This window comes from Croceivirga sp. JEA036, from assembly GCF_011882165.1.
In the GTDB taxonomy this organism is placed as follows: Bacteria; Bacteroidota; Bacteroidia; order Flavobacteriales; family Flavobacteriaceae; genus Croceivirga.
On the sequence record NZ_JAATON010000001.1, the window covers coordinates 64,340 to 76,798 of the forward strand.

At 36.3% G+C, this 12,459-nt stretch carries 13 protein-coding genes; 12 read left to right on the forward strand and 1 reads right to left on the reverse strand.

Translation table 11 applies throughout. The annotated features are described in order from the left end of the window. The 6 genes from HCO57_RS00330 to HCO57_RS00355 are packed head-to-tail and all read left to right on the forward strand — an operon-like array spanning position 1 to position 5,402. Complete coding sequence (locus tag HCO57_RS00330; protein WP_167987325.1) at positions 1 to 333, forward strand: ribonuclease Z; 333 nt, start codon at positions 1 to 3, stop codon at positions 331 to 333. Then, positions 330 to 1,238 (forward strand): ribonuclease Z, encoded by a 909-nt coding sequence (locus tag HCO57_RS00335; protein ID WP_167987327.1) that lies wholly within the window; start codon positions 330 to 332, stop codon positions 1,236 to 1,238. The genes HCO57_RS00330 and HCO57_RS00335 overlap by 4 nt, the downstream gene beginning before the upstream one ends. Before the next feature lie 39 nt (positions 1,239 to 1,277). Then, complete coding sequence (gene pdxH / locus HCO57_RS00340; protein ID WP_167987329.1) at positions 1,278 to 1,925, forward strand: pyridoxamine 5'-phosphate oxidase; 648 nt, start codon at positions 1,278 to 1,280, stop codon at positions 1,923 to 1,925. A 3-nt stretch (positions 1,926 to 1,928) separates the two neighbouring features. Continuing rightward, positions 1,929 to 2,414 (forward strand): SixA phosphatase family protein, encoded by a 486-nt coding sequence (locus HCO57_RS00345; protein WP_167987331.1) that lies wholly within the window; start codon positions 1,929 to 1,931, stop codon positions 2,412 to 2,414. Beyond that, positions 2,415 to 4,499, forward strand: a complete 2,085-nt coding sequence (gene ppk1, locus HCO57_RS00350; RefSeq protein WP_167987333.1) for a polyphosphate kinase 1 — start codon at positions 2,415 to 2,417, stop codon at positions 4,497 to 4,499. Then, entirely contained in the window at positions 4,500 to 5,402 is a 903-nt protein-coding gene (locus HCO57_RS00355; protein WP_167987335.1) for a Ppx/GppA phosphatase family protein, read from the forward strand. Here the strand turns inward: HCO57_RS00355 and HCO57_RS00360 are convergent. Next, entirely contained in the window at positions 5,389 to 5,970 is a 582-nt protein-coding gene (locus HCO57_RS00360) for a tRNA-(ms[2]io[6]A)-hydroxylase (RefSeq protein WP_136950802.1), read from the reverse strand. The genes HCO57_RS00355 and HCO57_RS00360 overlap by 14 nt on opposite strands. Positions 5,971 to 6,080: 110 nt before the next feature. On the opposite strand from HCO57_RS00360, the gene HCO57_RS00365 reads away from it, so the two are divergent. The 6 genes from HCO57_RS00365 to HCO57_RS00390 are packed head-to-tail and all read left to right on the forward strand — an operon-like array spanning position 6,081 to position 12,458. Then, the gene (locus tag HCO57_RS00365; RefSeq protein ID WP_136950801.1) at positions 6,081 to 6,917 is read left to right on the forward strand and encodes an EboA domain-containing protein; all 837 of its coding nucleotides are present in this window, start codon (positions 6,081 to 6,083) and stop codon (positions 6,915 to 6,917) included. Between the two features lie 4 nt (positions 6,918 to 6,921). After that, positions 6,922 to 7,830 (forward strand): TatD family hydrolase, encoded by a 909-nt coding sequence (locus tag HCO57_RS00370; RefSeq protein WP_167987337.1) that lies wholly within the window; start codon positions 6,922 to 6,924, stop codon positions 7,828 to 7,830. After that, entirely contained in the window at positions 7,830 to 8,729 is a 900-nt protein-coding gene (eboC, locus tag HCO57_RS00375; RefSeq protein ID WP_167987339.1) for a UbiA-like protein EboC, read from the forward strand. The genes HCO57_RS00370 and eboC overlap by 1 nt, the downstream gene beginning before the upstream one ends. A 9-nt stretch (positions 8,730 to 8,738) precedes the next feature. Further along, entirely contained in the window at positions 8,739 to 9,896 is a 1,158-nt protein-coding gene (locus tag HCO57_RS00380; RefSeq protein WP_167987341.1) for a 3-dehydroquinate synthase, read from the forward strand. A gap of 4 nt (positions 9,897 to 9,900) precedes the next feature. Beyond that, the gene (gene eboE / locus HCO57_RS00385) at positions 9,901 to 11,094 is read left to right on the forward strand and encodes a metabolite traffic protein EboE (protein WP_167987342.1); all 1,194 of its coding nucleotides are present in this window, start codon (positions 9,901 to 9,903) and stop codon (positions 11,092 to 11,094) included. Next, complete coding sequence (locus HCO57_RS00390) at positions 11,091 to 12,458, forward strand: alkaline phosphatase family protein (protein WP_167987344.1); 1,368 nt, start codon at positions 11,091 to 11,093, stop codon at positions 12,456 to 12,458. The genes eboE and HCO57_RS00390 overlap by 4 nt, the downstream gene beginning before the upstream one ends. The last annotated feature ends 1 nt before the right edge of the window (position 12,459 follow it).

The window sequence follows — 12,459 nt, forward strand, 5'->3', positions numbered from 1 at the left end:
ATGATATTTGATAAAGAAGGTAATACTACCATTGTTTTGCAAGAAAATGCATCTTTAGCTACTTTTTTAACCAATTTAAGGTCGACTTACGATAAGTTACAACATGATCATTTGATCATTAATCTTTTTTCTTTTGCCAAGTTGTCTCCCGATGATGTTTTAGAGTTTCTAGAACTGTCTAATACACACAGAGCACGTAAAAAGTCTTTTGTGTTGGTGAGTAATAAGGTAAGTTTTGAAGAAATTCCAGATGAAATCTGTTTAGTGCCAACACTACAAGAGGCAAAAGATATTATTGAGATGGAAGAAATTGAGCGCGATTTAGATTTATGAAATTAACCATCTTGGGCTGTTATTCTGCCACCCCACGAACTTTAAACAATCCTACAGCACAGGTATTAGAAATTAAAAATCATTTGTTTTTAATTGATTGTGGAGAAGGTACACAAGTGCAGCTAAGAAAGAGTAAGCTTAAATTTTCTAGAATAAAACACATCTTCATCTCTCATTTGCACGGAGACCATTTTTTTGGTCTGCCAGGTCTAGTGTCTACTTTTAGGCTATTAGGGAGAGAATCAGAATTGCACATCTATGGTCCAAAGGGGATTAAGGAGGCGATAACACTTTTATTAAAATTAGGTGATTCTTGGACCAATTACCCACTTTATTTTCATGAGTTAGAGTCTAAAGAACCACAACTCATCTTTGAAGATGATAAAGTAAAAGTAACTACAATTCCATTGCAACATAGAATTTATACCAATGGTTTTTTATTTGAAGAGAAGGAAGGTGCCCGTACTTTGAATGCGGAGGCAGCACAGTCATGGAATGTAGACCGCAGTCAATATCATAATATTAAGGCAGGCAAAGACGTAGTTTTAGAAACTGGAGAAATAGTGGCGAATAAATTACTCACTTTTGATCCTCCGAAACCAAAAAGTTACGCTTTTTGTAGTGATACAAAATATAATGAAGCCATAGTGCCACAATTGAAAAAGGTAAACTTACTATATCATGAGGCTACGTTTTTAGAAACAGAAGCACATCTAGCAGAAAAAACTAAACATAGTACCGCAAAACAAGCTGCTACTATAGCTTATATGGCCCAAGTTGAAAAACTGGTCTTAGGGCATTATTCTACGCGTTATAAATCTATTGCTCTATTTAAAGAAGAAGCAGAAACAGTTTTTGGTAACGTGGTTTTGGCAGAAGACGGTAAGTCTTTTGTTGTTAACTGATTCCTTTTAAATCTGCATGCTTTTCACCAACTTTGTAGTATGCAGCAAGACTTAAGTAATTACAGAAAAACATATCAGAAAAGTCAGCTAACAGAAGCTGAAATTGGTGATAATCCTATGCAACTATTTCAACAATGGTTTTATGAGGTAGAAGCATCCGATGGCGTTGATGAGCCTAACGCCATGACTGTAGCAACCATTGGTTTAGATGGTTTTCCTAAGAGTAGGGTAGTTCTCATGAAGCGGTTTACTCACGAAGGATTTATTTTTTACACCAATTACAAAAGTGAAAAGGGTAAAGCGATTGCTGTTAATCCAAATCTTTGTCTTTCTTTTTTTTGGCCCAATTTGGAACGTCAAGTAATTATTAAGGGTACAGCAGAAAAACTAGCAGAAAATTTATCTGACGGTTATTTTGAGTCGCGTCCCAGGGGTAGCCAATTAGGAGCTTTGGTTTCTGAACAAAGTGAACCTGTAACCTCTAGAGATGTATTAGAAGAAAGGTTGCAGCAATTAGAAAAAGAATATGACGGTCAAGAAATAAATCGTCCAGAGCATTGGGGAGGGTATCTAGTGCGGCCAGTTTCTCTAGAGTTTTGGCAAGGGAGGCCTAACCGTTTGCATGATCGCATTCGTTTTGAGTTACAAGAAGATTATGATTGGAAAATAGACCGACTTCAACCGTAAATAATGAAAAGAATCATTTTTATACGCCATGGTAAATCCTCTTGGGATTACGATGTTGCGGACAAGGACAGACCACTTAAAGAAAGAGGCATCACTGATGCTAGTAATATTGGGGTGGCTTTGGCAAAGATGGATTTACCAATAGATTTTGCATTCTCTAGCCCTGCAAATAGGGCTTTACACACAGCAATGATTGTTTTGCATACGATGCAGGCAAACTTAAATGATTTTAAGGTGGTTGAAAACCTATATGATTTTGCTGGGGAAGAGGTACTTAGTTTTGTGAAATCACTAGATAATAAACTAGAAACAGTACTGTTGTTTGGACACAACCATGCCTTTACCCATCTTGTAAACACTCTGGGAAATAGTAATATAGATAACCTTCCTACAGCAGGCATGGCAATAATAACATTTGATGTAGAAAAGTGGACTGACCTAACTGAGGGAAGAACTGAAAAACTTATCTTTCCAAAAGAATTAAGATAAATGGCAAAACCAAAAAACGACTACGTAAATAGAGAAATTAGCTGGCTACATTTTAATGACCGCGTGCTGCAAGAAAGTGCAGACAAAGATGTGCCTTTAATAGAAAGACTTCGGTTTTTAGGAATCTTTAGTAATAACCTAGACGAGTTTTTTAAAGTACGCTACGCCACAGTAAAGCGTATTGTAGATGCAGGTAAAAGTGGTAAAAGCGTTTTAGGTGGAGAAAAAGCGAAGGATTTGTTAGAAGAAATTACGCGTATTGTAATTAAACAACAGACCAAAAGTTTAGAAATACTAAATAAAATACAACGCGAGTTAGCTACAGAAAATATATTCATAATTAATGAAACGCAGGTGCCAGAAGCGCTTGCGCCATTCGTAAAGGAGTATTTTCTAAAAAAGGTAAACCCAGATTTAACCACCATTATCTTAAACAATTTAAGGCAGTTTCCTTTACTAAAAGATACAGCAGCATATTTAGCGGTACGTATGGTTTTGAATGACCAAGTAGGTAATTTTTTAAACCGTAGAAATGAGGTGCAATATGCGTTAATTGAGATTCCAAAAGGTATTGACCGCTTTGTGGTGTTGCCAGAACAAGACGGTAAAAATTATATTATCATGCTAGATGATGTTATCCGTTTTTGTATGGACAGCATTTTCACTATGTTTCAGTATAAAGAGATCTCTGCACATATGATTAAAATTACTAGGGATGCAGAGTTAGATATTGATAATGATTTAAGTAAAAGTTTTATACAGAAAATATCTTCTAGTGTAGAGCATAGAAAAATTAGTGACCCCGTACGTTTTGTCTATGACAAAAAGATAAAGGTAGATACCCTTCGTTTTCTAAAAGAGAAAATGGAGATAGAAGAAACGGATAGTGTCATCCCTGGGGGTAGATATCATAATCGTAGAGATTATATGGGCTTTCCTAGCTTGGGTAGAACAGATTTGTTGTACGATAAGATAAAACCGCTACCGGTAAAAGGTCTAAGTTTAGAAGGGAGTATTTTTGAAAAGATTGCGCAAAAGGATTACATGATTTATGCGCCCTACCATACTTATTCTTACGTAGTCAAATTTTTAAAAGAAGCAGCCTTAGATCCATATGTTAGGAGTATTAAGATTACTATTTATCGTTTAGCTAAGAACAGTCAAGTAGCGGCTGCATTAATTAATGCAGTCAAAAATGGTAAGGAAGTTACAGTTCAGATAGAATTGCAAGCCCGTTTTGACGAGCGAGCCAACATAGATTACGCCAATAAACTTCAAGATGAAGGTATTAAGCTCATCTTTGGGGTGCCTGGTTTAAAAGTACACAGTAAAATTTGTCTTGTAGAAAGAGAAGAGGAGACTGGTGTTAAATTTTATGGTTTTATAAGTACGGGTAATTTTAATGAAAGCACAGCTAGAATTTATACGGATTACACACTATTTACCGCTCACGATGCTATTTTAAAAGAAATAGATAAGGTATTTGGATTTTTTGAAACCACCTATAAAATAAATAAATACAAACATTTAATTGTTTCACCTCACTATACGCAAAGTAAGTTTTCTAAATTAATAGATAACGAAATTGCAAATGCAAAAGCAGGTAAAGAGGCCTATATCCGTATTAAGATGAACAGTTTTACCTCTTATAAGATGGTAGATAAGTTGTATGAAGCGAGTAGAGCAGGGGTTAAAGTACAGTTGATTATTAGAGGTATTTGTTGCTTAATTCCAGGAGTGGAAGGAATGAGTGAAAATATTGAGGCTATTAGTGTTGTTGATAAATTTTTAGAGCATCCTAGGTTATTTATTTTTGGAAATAATGGAGACCCAAAGGTGTATATTTCTTCTGCGGATTGGATGACTCGTAATATTGAATTTAGGGTAGAAGTTGGTTGTCCTATTTATGATGAAGATATTAAGCAAGAATTGATAGATACATTTGAACTTTCGTGGAAAGATAATGTAAAAGCCCGTGTATTCTCAGAAAAACAAGACAACGCCTACAAGGACGATGACCAACCACGTGTTCGATCTCAATTTGCTACGTACGACTACTATCAAAAGAAATTAGAAGGAGAATAAATGGGTATAAACATTAGAAAATTTGCTGCTATAGACATTGGTTCTAACGCAGTACGTTTATTAGTGCAAAATGTGATAGAACGAAAGGGAAAATTAGTTCAGTTCAAAAAAAGTGAACTGATTAGAGTTCCTATTAGGCTGGGAGAAGATGCTTTTGTTTTGGGAGAGATTTCAGAGAAAAACCAGGCCCGTATGATCAAAGCTATGCAGTCTTTTAAACTTTTGATGGATGTATACGGGGTAGAAAATTATTGGGCTTGTGCTACTTCTGCCATGAGAGAAGCTAACAATGGCCTAGAGGTGGTAGATAAAATTAGACAAGAAACGGGTGTTGCTATAGATATAATAGATGGTAAAATTGAAGCTAAGATAATTGCATCTACAGATTTAAAAGAATTATTGCAAAAAGGAAAAACCTATTTGTATGTAGACGTTGGTGGGGGGAGCACAGAATTTACGGTTTTTAACGGGGATCAAGTGGTGGTTTCTAAATCTTTTAAAATAGGAACAGTACGTTTATTGAATGACCAAGTAATAGACTCCGTGTGGGATGGCGTTAAAGCTTGGGTAAAAGAACATTTGGCAGCAAAAGATAATGTAGAAATTATAGGTTCTGGTGGTAATATTAATAAGTTGCATAAAATGTCTGGTCGTAAAATGGGACAGCCTTTATCTTATATTTGGTTAAACGCCCAATATCATTTTTTAGACGCTATGAGTTATGAAGATAGGGTATCGGAACTTGGACTTAATCAAGATAGAGCAGATGTCATTGTGCCGGCTACAAAAATATTCTTGAATACGGCTAAGTGGTCAGGCGCTAAAAAAATTCATGTTCCTAAAATAGGATTGTCAGACGGTATGATAAAAACGCTTTATAAGCGCGAAACTAGCCATGCATAGTTTCCTTGGTACCTAAATCTTTCATTATTTCGGCTTCATAATCTAGTAAATCTTGCCATTTTTGGTCTACCTCTTCTCGATTGCCATAATGTCTTGCAAACTTTAAAAACATGGTATAATGGTTTGCTTCACTAACCATCAACTTTCTGTAAAATTCCGCTAAATCTGTATCAGAAATATTTTCAGAGAGTAGCCTAAATCGTTCACAACTACGAGCTTCAATCATAGCAGCATATAACAATTTATGAACCAAATGAGTGGTTTTGCTGCCCCCTTTTGGAAAGAATTGCATCAGTTTGATTACATACTCATCCTTACGTTCTCTACCTAATTTTAAGTTCCGTTCTAAAATTTTTTCATGTACCATGTTAAAATGACCCATTTCCTCTCTAGACAAGGCAATCATTTCTTTTACCAATTCCGTTCGGTCTGGAAATCCGACAATTAAGGAAATAGCCATGCTGGCAGCCTTTTGTTCACAATAGGCATGATCCGTTAGAATTTCTTCAATATTCATTTCCACAATGTTAACCCATCGTGGGTCCGTAGGGAGTTTTAAACCTAGCATCAATCACATTTTTTTTGGATGATAAAGATAATTGTATAGAATTAAATATTTTAAGTAGACCCTCGTTATATTTGTAAGACAAACAGAATTAAACCAAAAAACGCTACCAATTGACCACGGAAGTATATACTACACTTTTAAAAAAATGCCTTTCCACAGAAGAATATAACTGGTTGCAAACAGCTATCGCAGAAGTAGTAGCCACTCAAAATAAGCAAAAACTTTACATAGCTTACAGCTTATGTGCTACTAAAATACATGCCGAAACTGTTAAAGAATATGACATTTTCCCAGGTGATAAAGCATCATGGTTATCTTCTCAAGAAATAAATTTTTTAGAGTTATCTAGAATTGTTTTGTTGAGGTCTATTTTAGAGGCAGAACCAAAGATGGAAGGTGCAGTACAAAAATTAATCCAAGTTGCAGATATCACCGAATTAGAAACCTTTTTAAAATTTTTAGTATTACTGCCTAAACCAGAAAATTACAAATTTGTTGCTGTAGAGGCTTTACGTACCAATATAGCTACGGTTTTCAACGCTATTTCTCAAAATAATCCATACCCGTCAGCATATTTTACATCAGCGGAATATAACCAGATGTATTTAAAATCGGCCTTCATGCAACAAGATTTGACCAAAATTATCGGAGTTGATGAAATGGCGAATGCAGATTTAGCACGCATTATTTCAGATTATGCCCACGAAAGATGGGCAGCGTCTAGGACAATTGACCCCGCATTTTGGAGGCCTGTATCCAATTTTTTAGACGGAACTCTTATAGATGATATCGAACGACTATTTAAGAGTAAAGATGCAAAAGAGCGTAGAGCAGCGACATTAGTTTGTTATCATTCTAAGAAAAAGGCAGCACAACAGCTATTGCAAATAAATATAGAATACCTAGAAGAGGCTAAGAATGGCACTCTTACTTGGCAAAACTTATAGTCCTATGGAAGACAAATTAATGATAATTGACCCACATGTGCACATGAGTGCTAGAACTACTGATGATTACGAAGCTATGGCCGCGGCAGGTGTTGTGGCCGTAATTGAGCCTTCTTTCTGGTTGGGACAGCCTAGAACACAAGTGGGCTCCTTTCAAGATTATTTTAGTAGTCTCGTTGGGTGGGAGCCCTTTAGAGCATCGCAATTTGGTATAAAGCACTACTGTACTATTGGTTTAAATTCTAAAGAGGCGAATAACGTGCCCTTGGCAGAAGAAGTAATGGAATTGCTACCGCTTTATTTACATAAAGAAAATGTAGTTGCTATAGGTGAAATTGGATATGATGACCAAACCGAAGCTGAGGACCGTTTTTTTAGAGCTCAATTAGAGTTAGCCAAGACCTTTAATATGATGGTCCAAGTGCACACACCGCACCGAGACAAAAAAGCAGGAACATTAAAAAGTATGGAGGTGTGTCTAGAACATGGTTTGGACCCAGGGATGGTAGTTATAGATCACAACAATGAAGAAACCGTAAAGGATGTTTTGGATAAGGGGTTCATAGCAGCTTTCACTATTTACCCAAAGACCAAAATGGGTAACCAAAGAATGGTAGAGGTAGTCAAGAAGTATGGCAGTACCAATATTATTGTAGATAGCTCTGCGGATTGGGGTGTGTCTGATCCTTTAGCAGTGCCTAAAACTGCCAACTTAATGCTTCAAAACGGAGTGGCTAAAGAAGATGTGGTAAAAACATGTTATCAAAATGCCTTAGATTTCTTTGGGCGTTCTGGAAAAATGAAAGATGAGCATTGGTTAAATCCAGAAGCTATAGATCAACGTAAATTATTTAATGATAATAGCGTTTTGCGTGGCCAAGAACCCAAAGTGGGGAATAATAAAATAATCTAATGGCGCAAAAACTAAAAGCCTATTTGCAACTTTGTAGACCTGCTAACTTACCTACTGCTGCTGCAGATATTTTAGCAGGTCTTGCTATTTCTGGTGTTTTCTACCAACTTGGACCGTGGCAATTTCCATTTTTGTATTCTTGGAGGCCAATATTGCTCGTTTTGTCGTCAATTTTCTTGTATGCAGGGGGAGTAACGCTTAATGATGTTTTTGATGCAGATTTGGATGCTGTGGAGCGTCCAGAAAGACCAATACCTAGAGGTAGTGTGAGTCTTAAGCAAGCACAAATCTTAGGGTATAGTCTTTTAAGTCTAGGTGTTATTTTGGCATTTTTAGCTCAATCTGTATGTGGCATTGTTGCCATTGCATTAGCAACAGCCATACTCTCTTATGATAAGTATGCTAAGCACCACCCCTTTATTGGTCCATTAATTATGGGTGTGTGTAGAGGGTTGAATTTACTAATGGGTATTTTATATTTAAATACTTTAGAACACTGGCCTTATACGCTGATTCCTGTGGCCTTTATTTTTGCTATAACGATGATTAGTAGGGGAGAGGTTCATGGAAATAACACAACAAATATTGTTATTGCGGCAGGGCTGTATGCATTAGTTATTTCTGCAATCGTTGGCTTGCACTACACATTTGCAAAATACAGTTGGTGGTATTTAATATTTGTAATGCTATTTGCTATAATGGTTTATTTACCCTTGTTAAAAGCGTATAAAATCAATAGCCCAGAAAATATAAAGAAGGCAGTAAAATCAGGGGTAATTGCTATTATTATATTAGATGCTGCTTTTGCTGTAGCGTATACAAATATAATTTTCGGACTTTTAGTACTTCTTTTACTTCCCTTATCTATATTCCTTGCAAAAAGATTTGCGGTAACTTAAATTGAATGCATGAAAGAGTTAATGCCGATAACGCAAAGTTTTACAGTCAACTATCAATATCAATTGCTGTTTACTAATGGATTGTTTTCCTTGGATAATACGCTGCTTAGAGCAATTATAAGGAAGTATAAACCTGTAGGTGAGGTAAAGTGTTTTTTTGTTTTAGACGATAAAGTATTAGAGTTTCATCCCAATCTAATAAATGCAATTAAAACGTATTGTAATCAAATTGGAGATGCTATTAAATACACGCAGACATTAGTTGTACCTGGTGGAGAGGCGAGTAAGAAAGATGATGCAGCTGTTCAGCAGGTGTTAAAAGGAATTAATGATTACGCTATTTGCAGGCATTCTTTTGTTATTGCAATAGGTGGTGGGGCGGTGATAGATATGGTAGGATACGCTGCCGCCATTGCACATAGAGGTGTAAAGCTAATTCGTGTTCCAACCACAGTATTAGCACAGAACGATGCTGCTGTTGGCGTGAAAAATAGTATCAATGCCTTTGGAAAAAAAAATTTCTTAGGCACGTTTGCTCTACCCTATGCCATTATCAATGATTTTCAGTTTTTGGAAACTTTAGAGCAACGAGATTGGATTTCTGGCGTTGCAGAGGCAGTTAAAGTGGCGTTAATTAAAGATGCAGACTTCTTTCAATACATAAAGAATAAAGCACAAAATTTAGCTGCTAGAGAAATGGAAAGTATGAGTTATGTAATTCACCGTTGTGCAGAATTACACATGCAACACATTGCGTTAGGTGGTGATCCATTTGAGAGTGGCTCTTCTAGGCCATTAGATTTTGGACACTGGGCGGCTCATAAATTGGAACAAATGACACATTATCAATTAAGACACGGAGAAGCCGTGGCTATTGGTATGGCTTTAGATTTAACTTATGCGTATTTGGTTGAACTTATAGATTTGCAAACGTTAGAAACCATTCTAACAGTTTTGCAGCAAATAGGCTTTAATTTAAAAGTTCCTGTTCAAACCGAAGTAGAACTTAGTGTACTTCTTAAAGGGATTGAAGAATTTAGAGAGCATTTAGGCGGAGAATTAACCATCACCTTAATTTCAGAAATTGGTAAGAAGCATGATGTGCATACTATAGATTACTTGGTGATGAAGGATGCTATTAGAGTTTTAAATCAAAAAGTGGCGTAAAAGGATGTTAATAAAAGATACATTTCACCTTACGTATTGCACCAACATTCATGCAGGTGGCGATTGGCAACAAACTTTAAAAAGTCTTAAGGAAAATTTACCTACAATAAAAACAAAGGTAGCTCCAGATAGCTCATTTGGGCTTGGCTTACGGCTATCAAATAAAGCCAGCTTAGAATTAAATCAGGCAGATAATCTCAACAGATTTAAGTCGTATTTAGCGTCTTTAAATTGTTACGTTTTTACAATGAATGGATTTCCTTACGGTAACTTTCATGGAGAACCTGTTAAGGATCAAGTTCACGTTCCTGATTGGACAACAGATGAGAGAGTTACCTATACGCTAAGGCTTTTTAATCAATTACATGTATTGGCTCCGGAGGGGCAAGACGCGGGTATTTCTACTTCGCCTATTAGTTATAAACATTGGTATTCCAGCGGTAAAGAGCGTGTTGATGCCTTTGCTAAGGGAACAGAAAATATGCTTAAAGTGGTTTTAGAGCTATACAATATAGAACAAACCACAGGTAGATATTTGCATTTAGATGTAGAGCCAGAACCAGACGGGTTTTTAGAAAACACAAAAGATGTGCTTCATTGGTATAAAACATATGTAATTCCACAAGGCATTGCCGCATTTTCTTATTTAAACATTACAGAAAAAAAAGCTATTCAATTACTCAAACGATATTTGACAATTTGTTATGATGTTTGCCATTTTGCTTTAGCTTTTGAAGAGCCAGAAGATACTTTAAGGCAATTAAAGACAGCCGGAATACAAATAGGTAAAATACAAATTAGTGCGGCACTGAAAGTAGTTCATCAGGCTGGCAAGGAGAATCAAATATGGGAGGAGTTAGCCAAATTTAACGAACCAGTATATTTACATCAGGTAACGGAAAGGGTAGAAGGAAAGGTTAAAACATACAATGATTTGCCCATCGTCCTAAAAGAAAAAAAAGCCTTTACAGAATTGCGTTCACATTTTCATGTACCTATTTTTTTAGAAGATTATGGGGTATTACAATCTACCCAAGACCATATTTTAAAAACGTTGCAAGTGCTCAAAGAACACCCAGTAAGTGGGCATTTAGAAGTGGAGACCTATACTTGGGATGTATTGCCTAAAGATTTAAAACTCCCTATTGCAGATTCTATAGTTAGAGAATTAAATTGGATGAAATCGCGTTTGGAATGAATAAAACTGTAGTTATTAATGTAGTTGGCCTTACCAAAAGGTTACTTGGAGCGCATACACCCTTTCTTACTACTTTTTTGGCTGCATCTAAGCAGCAATTTATTCAGCCAGCGTTCCCGGCGGTAACCTGTACAGCACAGAGTAATTACCTAACAGGAAAACTCCCAACTAATCATGGAATAGTTGGGAATGGATGGTATTTTAAAGAGGAGTGTGAGGTAAAGTTTTGGCGGCAAAGTAATAAGTTGGTACAGGTGCCAAAACTATGGGATGAGCTAAAAAAGACCAATCCAAATTTTACCTGCGCCAATATGTTTTGGTGGTATAACATGTATTCTACGGTAGATTTTAGTGTTACGCCCAGACCGAATTATTTAGCAGACGGTAGAAAAATTCCAGATATTTATTCGCATCCTGCTGAGTTAAGAGATACCTTGCAAAATCAATTAGGTACCTTTCCATTATTTAACTTCTGGGGTCCTAAAACATCTATAAAATCTAGTCAATGGATAGCAGATGCTACTATAAAAACAGACCAATTACACAATCCTACACTCACTTTGGTCTACTTGCCGCATTTGGATTATAACATTCAACGGTATGGATTAGATTTCTCAAAAATAGGTAAAGACTTATCAGAGATAGACACGGTTGTAAAGCAATTAGTATCCTATTACGAGGCTCAGCAAGCGTCTGTTGTTATTTTATCAGAATACGGTATAACAAACGTGAATAATCCTGTTCACATTAATAGATATTTAAGAAAAAAAGGATGGTTGGGCATCCGGGTAGAGCGCGGTTTAGAGTTATTAGACGCTGGAGCTAGTGAGGTATTTGCAGTAGCGGACCATCAAATTGCGCATGTCTACATAAAAAATAAGGAACAATTAGAAGTTGTAGCCGACTATTTAAAAAAAATAGATGGGATAGAACAAGTTTTGTTGGGAAAAGAGAAAGAAACTTTAGGTATGGCCCATGAGCGTGCCGGTGATATTGTTCTAGTAGCCGATTCCAAAAGTTGGTTTACCTATTATTTTTGGGAAGACGACGCTAAGGCACCTGATTATGCCAGAATGGTAGACATTCATAAAAAACCGGGATACGATCCTGTGGAAATGTTAACCGACCCAAAAGACCCATTTGTGGTGCCCAAAATTGTTGGTAAACTACTTAAAAAGAAACTCGGTTTTAGAACAGTTATGGACGTAATTCCATTAAAAGCAGAATTGATTAAAGGCTCTCACGGTAGAGTACCAGAAGACCGTGACGACTGGCCAATTTTTATGAGTAAAAATGCTTTTAAAGAAACGGTTATTTCTAGTACCCAAGTATACAGCCAATTAAAACAAATTGTAACGCATTGAT

Excerpts from the sequence above, each read along its gene's own strand:
- HCO57_RS00330 (WP_167987325.1), top strand. The coding sequence starts at position 1 with ATGATATTTGATAAAGAAGGTAATACTACCATTGTTTTGCAAGAAAAT.
- HCO57_RS00335 (WP_167987327.1), top strand. The coding sequence starts at position 330 with ATGAAATTAACCATCTTGGGCTGTTATTCTGCCACCCCACGAACTTTA.
- pdxH (WP_167987329.1), top strand. The coding sequence starts at position 1,278 with ATGCAGCAAGACTTAAGTAATTACAGAAAAACATATCAGAAAAGTCAG.
- HCO57_RS00345 (WP_167987331.1), top strand. The coding sequence starts at position 1,929 with ATGAAAAGAATCATTTTTATACGCCATGGTAAATCCTCTTGGGATTAC.
- ppk1 (WP_167987333.1), top strand. The coding sequence starts at position 2,415 with ATGGCAAAACCAAAAAACGACTACGTAAATAGAGAAATTAGCTGGCTA.
- HCO57_RS00355 (WP_167987335.1), top strand. The coding sequence starts at position 4,500 with ATGGGTATAAACATTAGAAAATTTGCTGCTATAGACATTGGTTCTAAC.
- HCO57_RS00360 (WP_136950802.1), bottom strand. The coding sequence starts at position 5,970 with ATGCTAGGTTTAAAACTCCCTACGGACCCACGATGGGTTAACATTGTG.
- HCO57_RS00370 (WP_167987337.1), top strand. The coding sequence starts at position 6,922 with ATGGAAGACAAATTAATGATAATTGACCCACATGTGCACATGAGTGCT.
- eboC (WP_167987339.1), top strand. The coding sequence starts at position 7,830 with ATGGCGCAAAAACTAAAAGCCTATTTGCAACTTTGTAGACCTGCTAAC.
- HCO57_RS00380 (WP_167987341.1), top strand. The coding sequence starts at position 8,739 with ATGAAAGAGTTAATGCCGATAACGCAAAGTTTTACAGTCAACTATCAA.
- eboE (WP_167987342.1), top strand. The coding sequence starts at position 9,901 with ATGTTAATAAAAGATACATTTCACCTTACGTATTGCACCAACATTCAT.
- HCO57_RS00390 (WP_167987344.1), top strand. The coding sequence starts at position 11,091 with ATGAATAAAACTGTAGTTATTAATGTAGTTGGCCTTACCAAAAGGTTA.